Below are 19,534 nucleotides of genomic sequence, written 5' to 3' on the forward strand. Positions count from 1 at the left end.
GTCAGGACCGCCGCTCGCCCGCTGGCTGCGAGATGTCTGCCACCGTCGCGTCGTAGGAGCGGATGAGGTCATCGGCGTCGACGAACAGGCTGAATCCGTGTGCGCCGGCCCCCATGGCGATCCGCTTGCCGACGATGCTCGCGTCGGCGTAGACGGGCCAGTCGGTCGTGCTGCCGATCGGGGTGATGGTCCCGCGTTCGAATCCCGTCGCCGCGAGGGCCAGCTCCGGCTCGGGAAGGCGCAGCTTGTTCACGCCCACGACGGCTCGGAGCTTCGGCCACGAAATCGCCCGGTCACCGGGGATGAGGGCGAACAGAAAGGTGTCGTCGCTGCGTTTGACGACGAGCGTCTTGACGATGTCGGATGCCGCGAGCCCGAGCAGTGCCGCAGCCGCCTGGAGGCTGTCGGCCGCGGGACGGGCGACGAACTCCACCGACAAAGACCGGGAGCGCGCCGCTTCAGCGACGCGCTCCGACGGTACGGGCCTGGATTCAGGCATCCGGCGCGCGCAGCGGGTCGTCCGCCACCCAGAGCTCGTCGTCCGCACGGAGTGTCTGCCACGCCGCGTAGAGCACGCCGGCCGTGGCGGCGACGCCGAAGATGATGGCGAGCACGCCGCCGGCGCCCAGCCCCTTCTTCTTCTGCGGGACCGACAGTTTCTTCGTGGCCTTCTTGCCCGCCTTGGCGGCGTTCTTGCGGAAGGAGTCGGCGTCGAACCCGCCGAGGCCCTTGCCCTTGGAGATGCGGTGCCGCTGGTCGTTCGCGACGTCCCACACCGACAGAGCGGTTCCGACGACAGCGCCGGCGGCCGGGACGAGAGCGCCGTTGAGCACCTTGCGTCCCGTCTCGACACCACGGTCGACGTAGGGAGCGGCGTAGCGCTCGTAGGAGTGCTTGGCGGCGGGCACCACGTGGTCGTGGTTGTACTTGCCGAGCTGGCGACCCGCCTCACGGGCGACGTCACCGGCCTGACCGACGAGCACCTGCTGCGACTCCCACAGGTTCGCTGCCTGCTTCTGCAGCTTGCGGAGTTCCTTCTTGGTCTTGCGGTTGAGGCTCACGGGGCCCTCCCTTTTCGGGGTTCATCCGGGGACGTAGTGGGTCCATACTGCCAGACGCATTCAGGCGGCGCGGGGGGTTGCAAGTGAGAGGATGATGAGTATGCCGATTCACTCCGCTGTCGCGACACTGCACACCACCCACGGCGACATCGTCGTCAACCTGTTCGGCGATCAGGCGCCCCGCACGGTCAAGAACTTCACCGGTCTGGCCGACGGATCGCAGGCCTGGACGCACCCCGCCACGGGCAAGCCCGGCGAGGGCCCGCTCTACACCGACGTCATCTTCCACCGCATCATCCCCGGGTTCATGATCCAGGGCGGCGACCCGCTCGGTCAGGGCATCGGCGGCCCCGGGTACAACTTCGACGACGAGATCAGCCCCGAGCTGACCTTCGCGAAGCCCTACCTGCTGGCCATGGCGAACGCCGGCCTGCGACGCAACGCGATCACCGGCAAGGCCGAGGGCACGAACGGTTCGCAGTTCTTCATCACGACCGACCCGACCCCGTGGCTGAACGGCAAGCACACGATCTTCGGCGAGGTGGCCGACGACGCGTCGCGGGCCGTCGTCGACAAGATCAGCGCGGTCGCCACCGGTGCCCAGGACCGCCCGGTCGAGCCCGTCGTCATCTCGTCGATCGACGTCGTCGAGGCCTGATCCCTTCGTGACCTCAGCCGACCCCCGGACCAATCCGGACAACTTCTGCTACCGGCATCCCGACCGGCAGAGCTTCGTGTTGTGCCAGCGGTGCCTCCGCACCATCTGCCCCGAGTGCCAGACGCCGCTTCCGGTCGGTGTCATCTGCCCGGAGTGCTTGGCGGAACAGCAGAAGGGGGTCCGGTCGGCTGAGGTCCGCAGGATGCCGGGGCGCTTCGCGCGCAAGATGCGCAGCGACCGCCCGGTCGTCACCTATGCGATCGTGATCTTCACGCTCGTCATGTATCTCGTGCAGCTCATCCCCGTCGTCGGCGAGAGGGTGACGAACGCGCTCGCCTTCGTCCCCGCCTACGCGGTTCCCGGAACCCTCGCTCCGTTCGAGCCGTGGCGCATGCTGACGGTCGCCTTCGTGCATTCCACGCCGCTCCCCTTCCACGTCGCCCTCAACATGCTCGCGCTCTGGGCTCTCGGTCGCAGTCTCGAACCGCTGCTCGGCAAGGTGCGCTTCCTCGCTCTCTACGCGCTGAGCGCGATCGGCGGGTCGGCCCTGGTGGCCCTCATCGCGCCGGACAGCGCCGTCGTCGGTGCCTCGGGCGCGGTGTGGGGACTCCTCACGGCGATGCTCATCATCGGTCGCCACGTCGGCGCGAACATCCTGCCGATCGCGATCCTGCTCGGAATCAACCTGGTGTTCTCGTTCGTGGGATCGGGTGTCTCCTGGCAGTCCCACATCGGCGGTGGCCTCGTCGGCCTGCTCGTGGGATTCATCTTCTCGAGGACCCGCTCACCGAAGCGCCAGACGGTGCAGGCGGTGCTCCTGGTCGCGCTCGGGATCGCTCTGTTCGCGGTGACCGCGACGGTCCCGGCGCTGCTCTACCTCTGAGTTATCCACAGGTTCATCCCCAGGTTGGGGATGAATCACACCGGTGTAATTCGGAGTGGGGGATGCCGGGACTCAGCGCCAGCGCGTGGTCATCAAGAACCCGATGAAGGCGATGCCGAAGCCGATCGCGAGGTTCCACGGACCGATCTGCGGGATCGGGAAGGCCTGACCGCTCAGATAGAACACGATGATCCACACGAGTCCGATCAGCATCAGGCCGAGCATGATCGGCTTGAACCAGACCGGGTTGGGGGCGGCTTCGCCCTCGGGCTGGACCAGACGGTCGTCGTCCTTGTCTGCACGTGCCATGGCGAGAAGTCTACCTGCCAGCCCCGATTCAGCCTTCGCTGGCTAAACTCCGATCGTGACCGACTCCTCGCCCACGGAGCACCCGACCCGACGCACCCGTCGAACCCGCCCGCGCCCGCGCGCCACCGTCGGAAGCGTCCTGGGTGAGATCCTGCTGACGCTCGGCGTCGTGGTGCTCCTCTACGTGACATGGCACACCTGGATCGGTGACGCGATCGTGCAGAGCGAGCAGCACGCTGCGGCACAGGCGCTGGCCGACCAGTGGGCGAACGAGGCGGAGGAGTCCCCCGAGGCATCCCCCGCTCCCGCACCCACTCAGGGTCCCGATGAGGTCCAAGCGATTCCGGTGCTCGGCGAGCAGAAGCATGCCGAGGTCTTCGGCATCATGAAGGTGCCTCGCTTCGGCACGGACTGGCAGTTCAAGATCGCCTCGGGTGTCACGCGTCCCGACATCATGGACCGCGGCGAGATCGGGCACTACCCCGACACCGCCATGCCGGGCGCCGTGGGCAACACAGCGTACGCCGCGCACCGGTGGACCTCGGGTGCCCCCTTCGACCCGATCGACAGGCTCGTCATCGGCGACGCGATCGTCATCCAGACCAAGGCCGGGTGGTACACGTACCGGTTCCGCTCGTTCGAGTACGTACAGCCCAGCCAGGTGCAGGTCCTCCTCCCGGTGCCGAACCAGGAGGGCGTCGCCCCGAACGGTCGCTACCTGACGCTGACGAGCTGTGCCCCGAAACTGAACTCCCTGGAGCGCATCATCGCCTACGCCGTGTTCGACGAGTTCACTCCCGCATCCGCCGGACCGCCGGCGTCGCTGACCGCGGGGGTGGGCGCCTGATGTACGCCGCACTGTGGCGGGTCCTCCCCGGGCCCTGGTGGGTGAGGGTGCTCATCCTGCTCGTCCTGGCGGCGGTCATCCTGTACCTGCTGTACTTCTACGCCTTCCCGTGGGTGTTCCAGACGGTATGGCCGAGCGAGGAGTCCACCGTCGGCGGCGGCGGGTGACCGCCGGCGTCCGCATTCTCGTCGTCGACAATCACGACAGTTTCGTCCACACCCTGATCGGCTACCTCGTCGAACTCGGCGCGGACGTCGAGATGGTCGAGGCGGATGCCGCGGGTGCCGCCCTCCGTGTCGACACGGCCGACGGCGTGCTCATCTCGCCGGGACCGGGCACGCCCGAGGATGCGGGTGCGTCGATCGAGATCGTCCGCCGCTGCGCGCAGACGCGGACACCGCTTCTCGGCGTCTGTCTCGGGCATCAGGCGATCGCTGTCGCCTTCGGCGGCGTGGTCTCCCACGCACCCGACCTCATGCACGGCCGGACCTCGCCCGTTCACCACGACGGGGCCGGGGTGTTCGCGGGGCTGACGACACCGCTCACCGCCACCCGCTACCACTCGCTCGCCGTCCGCGAGGACTCGCTGCCCGACGACCTCCGGGTCACGGCACGCACCGCGTCGGGCACCGTGATGGGGCTGGCTCATCGCTCACTGCCCATCGAGGGCGTGCAGTTCCATCCCGAGAGCGTGCTGACCGAGGGCGGTTACCTGCTGCTCGGGACGTGGCTCGAGAGCACCGGTCTCACGGGAGCGGCGCACCGGGGTGCGCTGCTCTCGCCGCATCGCACCGTCGGGTGACGTCCGTCAGCCGCTGCAGGTGGTGAGGGTGATGTCGGACCCGACGGGGACCTCACCGATCGCGGACTGGACCTTCACCATGCGGGGGTCGGTCGCCGGGCACGAGGGATCCTCCTGCACGATCGGGTTCAAGCCGTACTCGTCCGACTTCAGGATCTCGACCGCCTTGTCCACGGTGTAGTTGAGGGCGAAGTCCTCCACCGTGACGGTTCCCGTCGCGACGACCAGATCGACCGCCGTGCCCTCCGGGATCTCATCACCGGCGGCGACTTCGGCGCCGTCGATCGACCCGCTGATCACGACATCGGCCGCGAGGTCGGGGTCGTTCCGCCGAGTGATCGACCCCAGCTTCAGCCCGGCCTGTTCGAGCGAGGCCGTGACCTCGGGAACCGTCAGGTTCGCCAGGGTGGGAAGAGCGGATTTCTCCACGCCCTTCGATACGTAGACCGTGACCTGGTCACCGGGAGCAACGGTCGTGCCGGCGAGCGGTTCGGTCCTGATGACCGCGCCCTCGGGGACGTCCGCATTCGTCTCGGAGACCTGCTGGGCCTCGAGTTTCGCCTTGCCGATGACCTCGTCGGCGCGCTCCCACGTCATCGTCACGACGTCGGGCACCACGAGGGCGTTCGGGGTGACCGTCCCCTCGTCCGGGCGGATGCTGTTCACCCAGATGAAGACCGACACCAGCAGGACGGCCAGCATCGCGATGCCCGCCCACACCCACGCTGCGGGAGGGCCGGCCTGTGTCCGACGCATGGTGTCGTCGCTCGTGAGCTGACGGAGGGACCGGGCCGTCTCGGCGGCCTGCTTCGGGTCCGGCCCGTACAGCTCGTTGCTCAGGGATTCGACGCGACGCTTGCTGGGCGCCTTGCGACCGGTCGCGGCAGCGAGGGCGTCGCGGAAGGCGACCGCTGTCTGCGGACGCTGGAAGGGGTCTTTCGCCAGGGCGCGGAGCACGAGCGCGTCCAGCGACCGCGGGACGGTGTCGACGACCTCGGACGGAGGGATGGGGGCTTCCGACACGTGCTGATACGCGACGGCGATCGGGTTCTCGCCGCGGAACGGCGGTTGGCCGGTGAGGAGCTCGTACAGGACGATGCCGGCCGAGTAGATGTCTGCGCGCGCGTCTACCGGGTCGCCCTTGGCCATCTCGGGCGAGAAGTACGACGCGGTCCCGATGATCGCGGTGGTCTCGGCCACGGTCGAGGACGAGTCGGACACCGCTCGCGCGATGCCGAAGTCCATGACCTTCACCTGCCCGGCATCGGTCACCATGACGTTGCCCGGCTTGATGTCCCGGTGGACGACCCCCGCGCGGTGCGAGTACTCGAGCGCCTCGAGGATGCCGTCGGTGTAGCGCAGCGCGTCCTCGACGGACACCGGTCCCTCGCTGATGATGTCCTTGAGCAGGTGCCCGGTGACGAGCTCCATCACGATGTACGGCTCGGGGTGCGGGCGGCCGGCGGCATCCGTCCGCGTCTCCTCACCGGCGTCGTAGACGCGGACGATGGCGGGGTGCGACATGCGCGAGGCCGATTGCGCCTCGAGGCGGAACCGGGTGCGGAAGGCTCCGTCGGCCGCGAGGTCGGGTTCGAGGATCTTGATCGCGACGGGGCGCCCGAGGGTCAGATCCTGTCCGCGGTACACCGAAGCCATGCCGCCCCGGCCGATGAGGTCATCGACTCGGTAGCGGCCCGACAGCACACGTGACGTAGCGGACACTTCACTCCCCGGAATGGAACCCGGACAGCCTATCCGACCGCGTTCGAAAGCCCGCTGAACGTCCTCGCGTCAGCCCTGGGCGCCCTCGTCCGTCCCGCCCTCGGCCGGCGGCGGGGTCTGCTCCTGCGCCGGGACGATGGATGCGGCGGCCTCCGCCGAGTCTCCGGAGACCCGCTCGGTGCCTTCGCCGTTGCAGGTCACGGTGTAGGTGACCGACAGCGCCTGGCTGCCGTTGTCGTCCACGACGACCTCCTGCGGGCGGTCGCCGATGGCGAAGCTCGCGGTCGATTCGCCGTTCTTGCCGAACACGCCACCGGAGAGGGTCATCGTGTAGCTCGTCGCCTGAGGGGCGCCTGCGGGGCAAGTGTAGCTGTCCCACATGATGCGAACGGTGGACCCGGCGGTCACCGTGCCGTCGGCGTTCCCGCCCTGGATGCTCGGGGCGGACGGCGTCGTCATCGGCTGCGCCTCCGTGTAGCGCAGGAGGGTGATCAGGCTGCTGGTCGCCACGTTCCCGGTCGGGTTGACGCGGTACACCTGACCGACCTGGGCGTCGGTGGGGGCGGGGTCGCCGTCGTCGCACTGGACGTTGTCGAACTCGTTGTCGTTGAGGATCCGCGTCGCTTCGTCGCACGACTTGCCCTCGAGACCGAGGGATGCGGGGTTCGGCGCGGTGTTCTCCGGGGGCGCGGACGAGGGCGGCGGTGCCGGAGAGGAGGGCGGCGCCGAGGACTGGACCGGCGCCGAGCTGGCCGGAGCGGGCTCCGGCGTCCCTTCCTTCGGGCCGAAGAGGGCGATGAGCGTGCCGATGAGCACGACGGCGAGCAGCGCGATGAGACCGATGAGAGGCCACGTCCACGGGCTGCGCTTCTTCTTGGCCTTCTGCTCGGAGGCGGCCTGGTCGGTCGCGAGGGCGGCCGTGCCGGTCCCGACGCCTGCGGCGCCGGCGGCGGCACCCGCCCCGGCCGACGGCAGCAGGCGGGTCGTGGCATCCGACCCCGTGTTCGAGGTCAGCAGCTGGGTGAACGCGTCGGGGGACGCGGCGCCCGCGATGGCCGGGACGATCGCGGCTGCACCGGCGATGTCGCCGCGGCGCAGGGCTCCCGCAGCCCGGGCGACGGCGGAGGTCGACGCGGGGCGCTCATCGGGCTTCTTCGCGATCATGCTCATCACGAACCGCTGCACCGGCTCCGACACCGTGTCAGGAAGCGGCGGCGGGGTGTCGTTGATCTGCGCCATCGCGATCGCGACCTGCGATTCGCCCGTGAACGGCCGGCGTCCCGCCAGCAGCTCGTATGCGACGATGCCGAGCGAGTAGATGTCGGTCGACGGGGATGCCGCGTGCCCGGACGCCTGCTCGGGCGAGAGGTACTGGACGGTTCCCATGACCTGGCCGGTCGCCGTCAGCGGCACCTGGTCGGCGATGCGGGCGATACCGAAGTCGGTGATCTTGACGCGACCGTCGGGGGTGATCAGCAGGTTGCCGGGCTTGATGTCGCGGTGGACCAGGCCGGCGGCGTGCGCCGCCTGGAGGGCCGAGGCGGTCTGCGCGACGATGTCGAGCGTCTTGTCGGTCGACAGGGCGCCCTCGCGCTCGAGAATCGTCGACAGGGCCTCACCCGGGACGAGCTCCATCACGAGGAAGGCGGAACCGTTCTCCTCGCCGTAGTCGAAGACGCTGGCGATGCCCTCGTGATTGACGAGAGCAGCGTGCCGCGCCTCGGCGCGGAAGCGCTCGAGGAACCCGGGGTCGCCCATGTACTCGTCTTTGAGGATCTTGATCGCGACGGTACGCCCGATGACGTGGTCGGTGGCTTCCCAGACCTCGCCCATGCCGCCGATGGCGATCCGGGAGTCCAGTTCGTACCGTCCGCCGAAGCTCACACCTTGCGTCGGTCTCATTCGCTCAGCACCGCCTCAATCACTTTCTTCGCGATCGGGGCCGCGATCCCGTTGCTCGTGCCGTTCTGACCGAGCCCACCACCGTTCTCCACCATCACCGTGACGACCACCTTCGGGTCTTCAGCGGGCGCGAACCCGGTGAACCACAGCGTGTACGGATCCCCCGGATTGTGCTCCGCCGTTCCGGTCTTCCCGGCGACGTCGACGCCGTCTATTCTCGCACCCGACGCCGCGCCGTTTTTGACATTGGCGATCATCAGCTCGGTCATCGTCTGGGCCACTTCGGGGCTCACGGCGCGACCGAATTCGGTGTCGGCCGGTTCGTCCTGCACCGTCAGGTCCGGTGCGACGACGCGGTCCACCATGCGCGGGTTCATGACGACCCCGTCGTTCGCGATGCCCGCCGCGACCATGGCCATCTGCAGCGGAGTCGCGCGGACGTCCGTCTGTCCGATGCCGCTCAGGGCGGTCTGCGGCTCGTTGAAGCCCTCGCGATAGCTCGAGGCGGCGACGTTGAGCGGGATCTCGAAGGTCGAGTTGAAGCCGAACTTCTGCGCCTCCTCGCGGATCGCATCGGTGCCGAGCTCCAACGCGAGTTCTGCCATCGGGATGTTGCAGCTGAGCCGCAGGGCGGTCGCGAGGGTCGTCTTCTCGCCGGGGCCGCAGGTGCCGCGGTCGAAGTTGTGCAGAACGCTGCTGGTCCCCGGCAGCGTGAAGGTTGCCGGGTTGTCGAACTCGGAATCGGGCGTGTACTTGCCGGAGGACAGCGCGGCCGACGCGACGACGAGCTTGAACGTCGACCCCGGCGGCTCGGTCTCGCGGGTCACGCGGTTGGTCAGCGGGCGAAGCGGGTCGGCCTCGAGTTTCTGGTCGGCCGCATTGACGGCCGAGCTGTTGTGCGAGGCGAGCAGGTTCGTGTCGAAGCTCGGGCTCGTCGCCATCGCGAGGATCCGGCCGGTGTCGGGCTCCATCGCGACGACGGCGCCCTCGAGCCCGTCGAGCGAGTCGTACGCGACCTTCTGGATCTCCGGGTCGAGCGACAGGAGCACGTTCGACCCGCGCGGCGGCTGGCCGCTCACGATCTGGTCGAAGCGGGTGAGGAACTGCCGGCTGCCGGTTCCGGCGAGGGCGGCGTTCATCGCATACTCGAGACCCGTGGAGGAACGGAGAACCGGGTTGATGAACCCCGTCACGGGCGCCCACATCTCGGCATCCGGGTACGTGCGGATCCAGCTGTAGACGTCGTTGCTCGGCTTCGACGAGGCGATCGCGGTGCTGCCCGCGAAGATCGTGCCGCGCTGCACCGCGTACGAGTCGTACAGGGTGCGACGGTTGTTCGGGTTCTCGTTCAGCTGGCCGGCGAGAGCGACCTGGATGACGCTCGTCGCCGCGAAGAGGCTGAGGAACATGAGGAGCACGACGACGCTCAGTCGGCGCAGCTGCTTGGTCATCCGATCACCACCCGGGGCCTGGAGCGAACCGCGTCGGAGATCCGAAGCAGGATCGCGATGATGAGGAAGTTCGCGATGAGCGACGATCCGCCCGCCGCGAGGAAAGGCATCGTCAGACCCGTGAGCGGGATGATGCGGGTGACGCCTCCGACCATGATGAACACCTGCAGCGCCAGCGTGAACGACAATCCCGTCGCGAGGAGCTTGCCGAAGTCGTCCTGACCGGCGATGCCGATGCGGATGCCGCGGCTGACGAACACCATGTAGAGCGCGAGGATCGCGAACACGCCCACGAGCCCCAGCTCTTCGCCGAGGCTCGGCAGGATGTAGTCGTTGTGCGCCAGCGGCGTCAGGTCGGGGCGGCCCAGACCCCAGCCGGTGCCGATCAGTCCGCCGTGGGCGAGACCGAAGATCCCCGATACGAGCTGGAAGCTGCTGCCGTTGATGTAGTCGGGGTTGAAGGCATCGAGCCAGTTCGAGAACCGGAGGCCGACGTAGGGGAGCACGCGCGAGGCGACCAGGGCGCCCGCCGCCGCCAGCAGCAGGCCGAGGATCGCCCAGCTCGCCTTGCCCGTCGCGACGTAGAGCATCGCGATGAACATGCCGAAGATGAGGATGCCGGTGCCCAGGTCGCGCTGCAGGACGATGATCCCGAGCGAGACTCCCCAGATGATCAGCAGCGGGCCGAGCTGACGGGCCTTCGGCCAGGTGATGCCGAGGAACTTCGTGCCGACGGAGCTGAGCGCTTCGCGCGTCCGCACGAGGTAGCCGGCGAAGAAGACGGCGAGGCAGATCTTCGCGAGTTCACCGGGCTGGAAAGAGAAGACGCCGCCGATCGACACCCACACGTCCGCGCCCGCCTTGATGCCGAGACCCGGCACGAAGGGGAGCAGGAGGAGCAGGATGCCGCTCAGCCCGAAGACGTACGTGTACCGGAAGAGCACGCGGTAGTTCCGGAGGAAGACCACGATGAGGATCGCACCCGCGATCGCGATGGCCGCCCACACCAGCTGACGGAAGCCCAGCGAGCCCCACCCCACCCTGTCCTCGGCGATGTCGAGCCGGTAGATCATCGCGACGCCCATACCCGTCAGGAGGGTTGCGATGGGGAGGACGAACGGGTCCGCGTCGCGAGCCCAGATGCGGGTGACGATGTGCAGAGCCAGCGCCAGGCCGGCCAGCCCGCCGCAGTACGAGAGGAACGTGGGGTCGATCTCCCCGCGCGTACCCAGCTGGACGAGCACGACGGCGACCGTCGTGACGAGGATGGCGAACAGGAGCAGGCCGAGCTCGCGGTTGCGCTGCGTGGCCGGCATCCGCAGTTTGCGCAGTGCCTTGATGACCGTGGTGTCGGTCTCGACCGAGGCTGTCATGGGGTCCCCTGGCGGAGGTTGTCGACGATCGCCTCGGCGTCGGCGAGCGATCGGGCGGAGATGGTCTGTTCCACCGACTGGCGCTGATACGCGGGGAGGTCGGCGAGGAGGATGTCGGTGTCCTCGTACGGCGTCGACAGCGAGATAGGACCGATGTCCTGCTGGATGCCGCGGTAGATCACGACGCTGTCGTCGTCGGCGCCGACGAAGAAGCGGGTCTGCGTCCAGGCGTAGCCGGCGAAGACACCGGCCGCGATGACGGCGACGATCGCGATGAAACCGACGAACCACCACACTCGCCTGCGGCGTGCGCGGCGACGGTCCTCCTCGATGAGCTCCTCGAGGTATTCGGCCGCGGGTTCGAAGTGGCTCGGCTCGTTCGCCGCCTGTCGTCCGGTCTGGAACCAGCCGGTGCGCGCCGGCCGGGCGACGGGGATCTCCATGCCCTTCGGGGTGGCGGCGGAGCCGACGACGGTCGCCGTTCCGCTGTACATCGGGTGGCGGCCGCCCACGTCGACGAGGACGATCGTGACGTTGTCCGGGGCCCCGGCATCCAATGCCAGCTTCAGGAGCATGTCGGCGGACCGGCCGGGGGCGAGGTCTTGACGCAGGACCTTGGCGGTCTGGGCGTCGTCGACGACGCCGCACAGGCCGTCGGAGCAGATCAGCCAGCGGTCGCCCGGTTGGGTCTGCATGATGAACGCGTCGACCTCGGGGTCGGTGCCCATGTCGCCGAGGACGCGCATGAGGACGGAGCGCCGCGGGTGGTACCGGGCTTCTTCGGGGGTGATGCGACCCGAGTCCACGAGTCGCTGAACGAACGTGTGGTCCGTCGTGATCTGGGTGAAGACGCCGTCGCGGAAGAGATAGACGCGCGAGTCGCCGATGTGAGCGATGACGGCGTAGTCGTCGACCATGAGGACGGCGCTGACGGTCGTTCCCATGCCGGCGAGCTCGGGGCGTTCGGCGACGGTGTCGACCAGGACGTGCGCGGCATCCACGATCGCTTCGCGGAGCTCCCGTTCCGCTTCGGCGGGCGTCGGGAACGCGTGGTCGAGTCCCTCGAGGTGGTGCACGGCGATGCTCGAGGCGATGTCACCGCCGGCGTGGCCGCCCATCCCGTCCGCGACCACGAACAGGTTCGAGCCGGAGAAGCCCGAGTCCTGGTTGTTGGAGCGCACCTTCCCGGTATGGGAGATGGCGGCGCTCGAGCCCTCGAAGACCATCGGAGCGGGCCGCTACTTCCGCAGCTCGAACGTCGTGGCGCCGACCTTGATCGGTGCGCCGACGATGACGGGGACGGGGGATGCCACGCGCTCGCCGTCGTGCCACGTGCCGTTGGTCGAGTCGAGGTCCTGAATCATCCACTGCTCGCCCCACAGCACCAGCCGGGCGTGGTGGCTCGAGGTGTAGTCGTCGCGGATGACGAGCCCCGATTCGCTCGAGCGGCCGATGGTGAGCGGCTCGTCGCCGAGGGGCAGTTCGAGGCCGGCCTTGGGCCCGCTGGTGATCACGATGCGAGCGACCGTGTTCTTCGTGGCCTTCTGCGGGCCGCTGGGCGCGGCCGGGCGGTTCATGATCGGCGAGACGATGGAGGTCTCGGCGTTCGCTGGGGCCGTCGGCACGGGACCGGGGGCTGCGGCGGCCGGCTCGGGCATCTTCCGCACCTTCACGCCGAAGAGGTCGGCGCGCAGCGAGTAGACGACCGCGAAGACGAAGAACCACAGCAGAATCAGGAATCCGATCTGCAGCAGCAGGAGTGTGAGTTCGCTCATGCCTGGCCTCCGAGGTCGAACATGCGGGTCGCCGGATCCTGCGGCCGCGGGGGGATGCGGGACGCCTGGGCGACGACGCGGAACGTGATGCGGGTGCGCCCGATGGTGACGACGGAGTCCGGCTCGAGTGCCGCCTCCGAGACTTTCACGCCGTTGAGCTGGGTCCCGTTGGTCGAGCCCAGGTCGCGGACCATCGCGCGTCGACCGTCCCACAGGATCTCGACGTGCCGACGGCTGGTGCCGGCGTCCGGGATCGTGATGTCGGCATCCGTTCCCCGCCCGATGACGGTGCGGCTGGAGGTCAGAGGATGCTGCGTGCCGTCGATCTCGACGACGCCGTGCCAGGAGACCTCCTCGGCGCTCGCGGAGTGCGAGTCCACCCGGACGGTTCCGGTCGGGAGCGAGTCGTCGGCGTTGATGGAGAGCGAGACCGGCCCCGCGAAGCTGTACTGCTGCGCCTTGGCGTGGCCCTCGACCAGCTGCACGAGCTCATCGTGAAGAGCGCGGCCCAGTGAGCTCATCCGCTCGTGGTCGGCAGGAGCGAGCCGGACGACGAGGGTGTTCGGGACGAGGATGCGGTCGCGCGAGACGACGGCGGCCTTCGCGTCGAGTTCGGATCGGAGGGCCGACGCGATCTCGACAGGCTGCACACCGCTGCGGAAGGTCTTCGCGAACGCACCGTTCACGGCGCGTTCGATTCCCTTCTCGAAGCTGTCAAGTAGTCCCACGGGGCTCCTCAGGCAGTCTGGACCGGTGCTCACATGCTAGTTGTCGACCCTGGCAGGGTCTGGGGAACACAGCTGCGGCCGTTTCTCCGGCGGGCTCGCGCCATGATATCCTCGGAAAGTTGATCCCGTGGCGACGCGGGTTCGCGCGAGTGGCGGAATAGGCAGACGCGCTGGCTTCAGGTGCCAGTGCCCGAAAGGGCGTGGGGGTTCAACTCCCCCCTCGCGCACAGACAGTGCGAAACGAAGCCGGTCGGTGGTGAGAACCCCGACCGGCTTCGTCGTTCGCGGGTGCATCCGCGTGCCGATCACCACCCGCCGCGCCAGACCTCGCGCACGGCACTGGCGTCGTCGTTTGTGCAGGCCAGAGGTCGAATTCGCGGAGCTGTTGCGAGAGCTCGCGGCGCTGTACCCTTGCACAGACCGCCAGGAGGCCTTCATGTCCGTGACCCGACGCCTGCGCCACGGCGCCCTGCGGATCGGTGCATGTCTGCTGCTCGCCGGCGCTCTCGTCATCCCGACGTCGACGGCCGAGGCAGTGACTCCGGACATGGTCGCGGCCGGCGTCACCGTTCGGCCTGAGGCGATGTCCGTGGTGACTGTCTCAGGCGGGGAATGGACGACGGCGGGCGCCGCGGTCACGCTGTCGTGGCCGAAGGTCGTCGGGGCCTCGAGCTACGACGTTTTCGCCTCGCCGGACTGGGACGCCATTCCCACCATGTCGACCCCCACCACGACCGTGACGAGTACCACGGCGGAAGTGACCGGGCTCGTGGGCGGCAAGGAGTACACGTTCCGGGTCGTGCCGGTCAACAGTGCAGGGCGGGGCGTCGGCTCCGCGCGCATTCGCCAGGTCACGCTACGCCAGGGTGAGCGGTGGTACACGGCGTCTCCCGGTGCCACCGGCCAGGTGACCGTCGTCGATGCGTCGTGGACGAAGAGCGGGTCCGCGATGACGCTCGATTGGGCGGATGTCTCGCGTGCCAACTCCTACGACGTGTTCGTGTCCACGAGCTTCGACGGCGTGTTCACCATGACGACACCTACGAAGAACGTCGCCCGCTCGACGGCCCAGATCACCGGCCTCAGGCCCGGAACGACATACACGATCCGCGTCGCCGCCCGGAACAATCTGGGCCGCGGGCAGAGCGCCAACCGCATCACCCACATCGCCCGTACCCAGGCGGACATGGCCTACCCCTGGTACACCTCCCGGCCCGACGCCGCCGGACTGGTGACCTTCGTCGGTGCGTCGCTCGAGAGATCCGGCGCGACCCTGACGATCGACTGGCCGGACGTGAAGCGAGCCACCGCTTACGACGTCTACGCCGCGACGTCGTTCGAGGGGGTCGCGAAGATGACCGAACCGACCATGACGGTGCGCGGCTCGTCTGCGAAGATCCCCGCCCTTCGCAAGGGTCAGGACTACTTCGTCCGAGTCGTCCCGACCAACAACGTCGGTCCTGGTGTCGGATCCGCCCGGGTCGCCCACCGGACGATCACCGCGGAGACCACCCCTGGCGCGGCGAAGGCATACTCGCTGATGACCTGGAACATCTGCTCGAACGCGTGCTCTGGAATCGCGAAGCGGAAGCCGGTCATCGACTCCCGGATCCGCGAGCTGGCCCCGGGTGTCGTCGCGCTGCAGGAAGCGTCCAAGTACTCGAAGGCGCCGGCCGGCTACTCCTTCGCCGTGAACGGGCAGAACGACATCCTCGTCCGGAACGGCACGTTCGCGAAGGTGCCCGCGAAGGCGAAGCAGGAGACCTCGGGCACGAAGAGGTTCAGCAGTCGCTTCGCCTCAGCGGGCAAGGGTGTCGCGTGGGCAGCACTCCGGCACAGCTCCGGGCAGCACGTCGTCGTGTTCAACACGCATCTCGTCGTCGGCACGTCGACGGCGTCGACGAAGCAGCGCCAGTACGAAGCGGACCAGCTCGCGACGTTCGTCAACCAGACGATGACGCGGCTCGGCACGTCCCACCCGGCTCTCCGTAACGCCTCGCCTGTCCTTCTCGGCGACTTCAACGTCAGCAAGGGACGAGAGGGCGATGCGACGGCATCGGTCCTTCTGTCGCGCGGATGGGCTGACGCGTTCGACCAGGCACGCAGCCTCCGCGGTCAGCACTACAACTCGGCCAACCCGAAGATGAGTGCCAAGCCTGTGGTCTCAGTGACGTGGGGTGCCCATGTCGACAAGGTCATGGTCAAGCCCTCCCGCACCATCGTGACGTCGTGGGAGAACGCCGGGAAGATGAAGAACGGCGCGTTCGTCACGCCCCTCGGCTCGGATCACCATCCGATCCTCGTGAAGGGCATCTTCCGGTGACGCGCCCGGCTTCCACCCGCGCACGAGCCCCTCGAACGGCCGTCCGCCGCGCGTAGGCTCTTCGGGTGAGTGCATCGCGTGGCCGGATCTGGACCGGGGTCATCCGCGTCGCGCCCTACGACCGCGATCACACGGTCGCGATACGCGCAGCGATCAGCGTCGGTGTCCCGCTCCTCGTCCTCTGGGCGACCGGTCGGCTCGATCTCAGCATCTATGCCAGTTTCGGAGCATTCGCCGCGCTCTATGGGCGCACCGATCCGATCGGGGATCGGGTCAGGATGCAGGCGGCCGCCGGTGCGGTCCTGGTCGCCGCCATGCTCATCGGCACCGCCACCTCGGTCGCCGACCTGGCGGCGCCGTGGGCGATCGTCATCGTGTCGGCCGTCGCCTCGGTCGTCACCCTGGTTGCGTATGCGGCGCAGTGGCATCCGCCGGGTGCCCTCTTCATCGTGTTCGCCGCGGGGGCCACGGCTTCCGTTCCCGCTGATGCCGCCCGCCTGATCGACGTCCTCGCCATCGGCCTCGCCGCGGTGATCTTCTCGATCCTCGTCACGCTCGTCCATGGGGCCGTGTCCGTCCGCGGCATCCCCCCTCTTTCGCGGACGAAGAATGGCATCCCGGTCGGCGCCGTCGCGGGAGAGATGGCGATCACCGTCGCGGTGGCCACCCTTCTGGGCGGGGTCGCCGGGTTCGTCCTGCTCGACTCGCACTGGTACTGGGCGATGGTCGGGGCCGTCGCTGCGGTGAGCGGACCGCACGTGAAAGCGCGCGTCATCCGCGGCATTCAGCGACTCATCGGGACGGTGCTCGGGGTGCTGGTCGCCGCTGCGATCCTGGCTCTCGGCGTGCCTCCGCTCGGTGTGATCCTGATCGCCGTCGCGCTGCAGGCGACCGCCGAACTGTTCGTGGGACGCAACTACGCCATCGCGATGGTCTTCATCACGCCGCTCGCCCTCTTGATGGTTCAGCTCGCGGCGCCCACCACCGTCAGCGTCCTGCTCAGCGACCGACTGCTGGAGACCCTCATAGGGATCGTGGCAGGCACCGCCGTTGCGGTCGCATCGGCGCTCGCGCGACGTCGGCGGATCGCGAGCCGCTGACGGTCACACGCCGACCACATCGTGCGGGGTCACCCCTCGCCTGCGATCTCCCACAGTTCGATCTCGAGGCCCTCGGGGTCGACGATCCGTACGAACCGGCCGTACTCGGTGTCCCACTTCGGCCGTGTCTCGACGGGTACCCCCGCCGCCTGCAGACTTGCGACGAGGTCGTCGAGATCGCTCACGCGCAGGTTGAGCATGAACGGCTGCTCGGACGAGAAGTAGTCGCTGTCGGCGGAGAACGGCGCGAACACCGTCATCCCGGCATCCTGCTGCCAGACGGCGCCCTGACCCTCGGCACCGGCGTCGATGCCGAGGTGTCGGCGGTACCAGTCGGCACGCGCCTGCGGATCACGACTGCGGAAGAACACCCCGCCGATTCCGAGAACGCTCATGCGGCCGAGCATACTCACGCGGCCGGCCCTGACCAGCCCTGAAAGCAGGGTCAGCCCTGATAGCCGATGAGCCAGGTGACCCCGAAGCGGTCGGTCACCGTGCCGTCGTGATCGCCCCAGGCGCGCAGCTGCAGCGCATCGACGACGCTGCCTCCCTCGGCGAGCTTCGCGAACCAGGTCTCGAGTTCGGCGGGCTCGGCGGTCCCGAGCAGCGAGAACATGACGCCGCGCAGTTCCAACGGCTGGTCGCCCGGCCCACCGTCGGCGGCGAACAGCTCGACGGGCCCGCTCAACATGCCATGCGCGACGAAGTCCTCGGGGCCGTCGTCCCGCCCGAAGTCGGCGAAGGTGTGGAGCACGAGCTCGCCGCCGAAGACCTGCTGATAGAAGGTGAGGGCATCGCGCGCGACGCCGGGGAAGTGGAGATATGGAGTGAGTCCGGTCATCCGGTCACGCTATTGGGCGGATCCGCCCCGCGGAAGATCCGCCTCGACGCCGTCGGTCCACGTGAGCCACCCGCCGTCGAGGTTGCGAACGTCGTGGCCGAGCTGCTGCAGGAGGCGGCTGGCCGTGTGGCCACGCTGCCCCACCTTGCAATGGACGATCAGCGGCGCATCGGGGAGCTCGCCGTGCCGCTCGCGGAGTTCGTCGAGGGGCAGGAGGATCGATCCGGGGATCGAGCCGGCCTCGTGCTCGTCGGCCGTACGGACGTCGACGACGACGGCGCCGGCCGCGCGGGCGGCATCCACCTCGTGCCACTGGATCGTGCGATCGGCGCCCGTCGCCAGGTTCTCGGCGACGTACCCGGCCATGTTGATCGCGTCCTTCGCGGACCCGTACTGCGGTGCGTAGGCGAGTTCCAGATGAGACAGAGCGGATGCCGTGAGTCCGGCCGTCATCGCGACGGCCAAGACGTCGAGCCGCTTGTCGACACCTGTGCGTCCCACGAGCTGCGCGCCGAGGATCCGATCGGTGCGGGGATCGATCAGCAGCTTCATCGCCATCTGCTCCGCCCCGGGTAGTAGGTCGCGTGCGAGAAGGGGTGGGTGTGCACGACGCGATGCGGGAGGCCGGCCGCGACGAGCCGGCGTTCACTCCAGCCGACGAGTCCGACGGTGAGGCCGAGCACCCCGACGATCGTCGTCCCCAGGGCGGGGGTCGTGACGACGGTGGCAGCGCCGGCGATGTCATCGGCTGCCGCGCGGCCGTGGCGGTTGGCGAGCCCGGCCATCGTGACGAGGGTCGGTGCGCCGTCGAGGTGATCGGTCTTCTCGACGGCGTCCCCGACGGCCCACACGCCGGGCACATTCGTGCGGTGCCGGTCGTCGACGGCGATCCCGCCCGTGGGTCCGAGGGCGATCCCCGCGCTCTGCGCGAGCTGCACGTCGGGTCGCACGCCACGGGCGTCGACGACGAGATCGGCGGAGACCTCGGCCCCGTCGGACAGCGTGACGCTGCCTGCGCCGACCCCCGACACGGTCACCCCGGTCCGGACGTCGACCCCGGCGACGGCGAGGGCGCGGTGGACGGGCGCGACCATCTCGGGGTCGAGCGGGCTCAGGACCTGACCGCCGCGCTGCACGAGCGTCACGTGCGCACCCCGGGCGACGAGGTTCTCGACTGCTTCGATCCCGATGAACCCTCCGCCGGCGACGACGACCCGCGGCGCGTCGACACCGGCGAGGACGGCGGTGATCGCGTCGACGTCCTCGACGCTCCGAAGGGTGATCACCGGCATCCCCTCGCCGGGGATCGGATCGCGCGTCGTCGCCCCCATCGCCAGGACGAGATCGTCGAACGGTTCGGACCGCTCGTCGCCGGTCTCGAGGTCGCGAACCGTCACGGTCTTCGCGTCCGTGTCGATTCCGACGGCCTCGTGGCGGACGAGCACCTGCAGCGCGAAGCGCGCGGCCAGGGATGCCGGTGTCTGCAGCAGCAGCGAGGACCGGTCCTCGATCACACCGCCCACGTAATAGGGGAGCCCGCAGTTCGCGAAGGAGACGTAGTGGCCTCGCTCGATCACGACGATCTCGCGGCCCTCGTCGAGCCGGCGCAGGCGCGTCGCCGCGGACATTCCGGCGGCGACGCCCCCGATGATGATGGTGCGCATGATCCGAGGGTACCCCTAGGGGGTATCGCAGGGTTGCGAGGACGCGTCGCATCGCGCACGTGCGGGTGTCCGCCGGGCAACGTTTGTGTCACCTT

19 protein-coding genes, 1 tRNA gene and 1 pseudogene are annotated in these 19,534 nt (G+C 68.8%); 8 read left to right on the top strand and 13 right to left on the bottom strand.

From position 1 onward, the window contains the following. Position 1: 1 nt before the first annotated feature. Positions 2 to 499 (bottom strand): aminoacyl-tRNA deacylase, encoded by a 498-nt coding sequence (locus ACIQLK_RS02665; RefSeq protein ID WP_400362732.1) that lies wholly within the window; start codon positions 497 to 499, stop codon positions 2 to 4. Then, a complete protein-coding gene (locus ACIQLK_RS02670) occupies positions 492 to 1,061 on the bottom strand; it encodes a DNA helicase (protein WP_400362734.1) in 570 nt (189 codons plus the stop codon). Before ACIQLK_RS02670 ends, ACIQLK_RS02665 begins: the two co-directional genes overlap by 8 nt. A gap of 100 nt (positions 1,062 to 1,161) precedes the next feature. On the opposite strand from ACIQLK_RS02670, the gene ACIQLK_RS02675 reads away from it, so the two are divergent. Beyond that, positions 1,162 to 1,719 (top strand): peptidylprolyl isomerase, encoded by a 558-nt coding sequence (locus ACIQLK_RS02675; RefSeq protein WP_400362736.1) that lies wholly within the window; start codon positions 1,162 to 1,164, stop codon positions 1,717 to 1,719. 7 nt (positions 1,720 to 1,726) lie between these two features. Then, on the top strand, positions 1,727 to 2,602 hold the full coding sequence (locus tag ACIQLK_RS02680; RefSeq protein WP_400362738.1) for a rhomboid family intramembrane serine protease: 876 nt from the start codon (positions 1,727 to 1,729) through the stop codon (positions 2,600 to 2,602). A gap of 72 nt (positions 2,603 to 2,674) precedes the next feature. On the opposite strand, the gene ACIQLK_RS02685 is transcribed toward ACIQLK_RS02680, so the two are convergent. Beyond that, positions 2,675 to 2,911, bottom strand: a complete 237-nt coding sequence (locus ACIQLK_RS02685) for a cell division protein CrgA (protein WP_400362739.1) — start codon at positions 2,909 to 2,911, stop codon at positions 2,675 to 2,677. A 55-nt stretch (positions 2,912 to 2,966) separates the two neighbouring features. Between ACIQLK_RS02685 and ACIQLK_RS02690 the strand changes: the two genes are divergently transcribed. The 3 genes from ACIQLK_RS02690 to ACIQLK_RS02700 are packed head-to-tail and all read left to right on the top strand — an operon-like array spanning position 2,967 to position 4,560. Continuing rightward, positions 2,967 to 3,758 (top strand): class E sortase, encoded by a 792-nt coding sequence (locus ACIQLK_RS02690; protein WP_400362741.1) that lies wholly within the window; start codon positions 2,967 to 2,969, stop codon positions 3,756 to 3,758. Further along, entirely contained in the window at positions 3,758 to 3,925 is a 168-nt protein-coding gene (locus ACIQLK_RS02695) for a hypothetical protein (RefSeq protein WP_400362743.1), read from the top strand. The genes ACIQLK_RS02690 and ACIQLK_RS02695 overlap by 1 nt, the downstream gene beginning before the upstream one ends. Further along, positions 3,922 to 4,560 carry an anthranilate synthase component II gene (locus ACIQLK_RS02700; protein ID WP_400362744.1) on the top strand — a complete coding sequence of 213 codons (639 nt, stop codon included), beginning with the start codon at positions 3,922 to 3,924 and terminating at the stop codon, positions 4,558 to 4,560. The genes ACIQLK_RS02695 and ACIQLK_RS02700 overlap by 4 nt, the downstream gene beginning before the upstream one ends. Positions 4,561 to 4,566: 6 nt before the next feature. Here the strand turns inward: ACIQLK_RS02700 and pknB are convergent, their stop codons facing one another. The 7 genes from pknB to ACIQLK_RS02735 form a co-directional block, all read right to left on the bottom strand. Next, positions 4,567 to 6,282, bottom strand: coding sequence for a Stk1 family PASTA domain-containing Ser/Thr kinase (gene pknB / locus ACIQLK_RS02705; protein WP_400362745.1), 1,716 nt, complete (start codon positions 6,280 to 6,282; stop codon positions 4,567 to 4,569). Positions 6,283 to 6,351: 69 nt separating this feature from the next. Then, entirely contained in the window at positions 6,352 to 8,184 is a 1,833-nt protein-coding gene (locus ACIQLK_RS02710) for a protein kinase (RefSeq protein ID WP_400362747.1), read from the bottom strand. Then, a complete protein-coding gene (locus ACIQLK_RS02715; protein WP_400362750.1) occupies positions 8,181 to 9,635 on the bottom strand; it encodes a peptidoglycan D,D-transpeptidase FtsI family protein in 1,455 nt (484 codons plus the stop codon). The genes ACIQLK_RS02710 and ACIQLK_RS02715 overlap by 4 nt, the downstream gene beginning before the upstream one ends. Next, complete coding sequence (locus tag ACIQLK_RS02720) at positions 9,632 to 11,008, bottom strand: FtsW/RodA/SpoVE family cell cycle protein (protein WP_400362752.1); 1,377 nt, start codon at positions 11,006 to 11,008, stop codon at positions 9,632 to 9,634. The genes ACIQLK_RS02715 and ACIQLK_RS02720 overlap by 4 nt, the downstream gene beginning before the upstream one ends. After that, the gene (locus ACIQLK_RS02725; protein WP_400362753.1) at positions 11,005 to 12,234 is read right to left on the bottom strand and encodes a PP2C family protein-serine/threonine phosphatase; all 1,230 of its coding nucleotides are present in this window, start codon (positions 12,232 to 12,234) and stop codon (positions 11,005 to 11,007) included. Before ACIQLK_RS02725 ends, ACIQLK_RS02720 begins: the two co-directional genes overlap by 4 nt. A gap of 12 nt (positions 12,235 to 12,246) precedes the next feature. Beyond that, on the bottom strand, positions 12,247 to 12,783 hold the full coding sequence (locus tag ACIQLK_RS02730; protein WP_400362755.1) for an FHA domain-containing protein: 537 nt from the start codon (positions 12,781 to 12,783) through the stop codon (positions 12,247 to 12,249). Further along, entirely contained in the window at positions 12,780 to 13,511 is a 732-nt protein-coding gene (locus tag ACIQLK_RS02735; RefSeq protein WP_400362757.1) for an FhaA domain-containing protein, read from the bottom strand. Before ACIQLK_RS02735 ends, ACIQLK_RS02730 begins: the two co-directional genes overlap by 4 nt. A 143-nt stretch (positions 13,512 to 13,654) precedes the next feature. On the opposite strand from ACIQLK_RS02735, the gene ACIQLK_RS02740 reads away from it, so the two are divergent. The 3 genes from ACIQLK_RS02740 to ACIQLK_RS02750 all read left to right on the top strand — a co-directional run bounded on the left by ACIQLK_RS02740 (position 13,655) and on the right by ACIQLK_RS02750 (position 16,934). Then, positions 13,655 to 13,738, top strand: a tRNA-Leu gene (locus tag ACIQLK_RS02740). A 209-nt stretch (positions 13,739 to 13,947) separates the two neighbouring features. After that, positions 13,948 to 15,834 carry a fibronectin type III domain-containing protein gene (locus tag ACIQLK_RS02745; RefSeq protein WP_400362758.1) on the top strand — a complete coding sequence of 629 codons (1,887 nt, stop codon included), beginning with the start codon at positions 13,948 to 13,950 and terminating at the stop codon, positions 15,832 to 15,834. A gap of 65 nt (positions 15,835 to 15,899) precedes the next feature. Further along, positions 15,900 to 16,934: an FUSC family protein gene (locus ACIQLK_RS02750; RefSeq protein WP_400362760.1), complete on the top strand. Its 1,035-nt coding sequence runs from the start codon at positions 15,900 to 15,902 to the stop codon at positions 16,932 to 16,934. A gap of 29 nt (positions 16,935 to 16,963) precedes the next feature. Here ACIQLK_RS02750 and ACIQLK_RS02755 read toward each other — a convergent pair whose 3' ends face one another. The 3 genes and pseudogenes from ACIQLK_RS02755 to ACIQLK_RS02765 all read right to left on the bottom strand — a co-directional run bounded on the left by ACIQLK_RS02755 (position 16,964) and on the right by ACIQLK_RS02765 (position 19,439). After that, positions 16,964 to 17,329, bottom strand: coding sequence for a VOC family protein (locus tag ACIQLK_RS02755; RefSeq protein ID WP_400362762.1), 366 nt, complete (start codon positions 17,327 to 17,329; stop codon positions 16,964 to 16,966). A gap of 50 nt (positions 17,330 to 17,379) precedes the next feature. After that, complete coding sequence (locus tag ACIQLK_RS02760) at positions 17,380 to 17,775, bottom strand: VOC family protein (RefSeq protein WP_400362764.1); 396 nt, start codon at positions 17,773 to 17,775, stop codon at positions 17,380 to 17,382. A gap of 9 nt (positions 17,776 to 17,784) precedes the next feature. Further along, a pseudogene (locus tag ACIQLK_RS02765) lies at positions 17,785 to 19,439 on the bottom strand (FAD-dependent oxidoreductase). Positions 19,440 to 19,534: the final 95 nt, after the last annotated feature.

Origin of the sequence: Microbacterium sp. NPDC091382, from assembly GCF_044757025.1 — a bacterium.
Classification (GTDB): domain Bacteria; phylum Actinomycetota; class Actinomycetes; order Actinomycetales; family Microbacteriaceae; genus Microbacterium.

Coding starts and splice junctions, on each gene's coding strand:
- ACIQLK_RS02745 (WP_400362758.1), top strand. CDS start 13,948: ATGTCCGTGACCCGACGCCTGCGCCACGGCGCCCTGCGGATCGGTGCA.
- ACIQLK_RS02760 (WP_400362764.1), bottom strand. CDS start 17,775: ATGACCGGACTCACTCCATATCTCCACTTCCCCGGCGTCGCGCGCGAT.
- ACIQLK_RS02685 (WP_400362739.1), bottom strand. CDS start 2,911: ATGGCACGTGCAGACAAGGACGACGACCGTCTGGTCCAGCCCGAGGGC.
- ACIQLK_RS02695 (WP_400362743.1), top strand. CDS start 3,758: ATGTACGCCGCACTGTGGCGGGTCCTCCCCGGGCCCTGGTGGGTGAGG.
- ACIQLK_RS02755 (WP_400362762.1), bottom strand. CDS start 17,329: ATGAGCGTTCTCGGAATCGGCGGGGTGTTCTTCCGCAGTCGTGATCCG.
- ACIQLK_RS02725 (WP_400362753.1), bottom strand. CDS start 12,234: ATGGTCTTCGAGGGCTCGAGCGCCGCCATCTCCCATACCGGGAAGGTG.
- ACIQLK_RS02675 (WP_400362736.1), top strand. CDS start 1,162: ATGCCGATTCACTCCGCTGTCGCGACACTGCACACCACCCACGGCGAC.
- ACIQLK_RS02730 (WP_400362755.1), bottom strand. CDS start 12,783: ATGAGCGAACTCACACTCCTGCTGCTGCAGATCGGATTCCTGATTCTG.
- ACIQLK_RS02715 (WP_400362750.1), bottom strand. CDS start 9,635: ATGACCAAGCAGCTGCGCCGACTGAGCGTCGTCGTGCTCCTCATGTTC.
- ACIQLK_RS02710 (WP_400362747.1), bottom strand. CDS start 8,184: ATGAGACCGACGCAAGGTGTGAGCTTCGGCGGACGGTACGAACTGGAC.
- ACIQLK_RS02665 (WP_400362732.1), bottom strand. CDS start 499: ATGCCTGAATCCAGGCCCGTACCGTCGGAGCGCGTCGCTGAAGCGGCG.
- ACIQLK_RS02720 (WP_400362752.1), bottom strand. CDS start 11,008: ATGACAGCCTCGGTCGAGACCGACACCACGGTCATCAAGGCACTGCGC.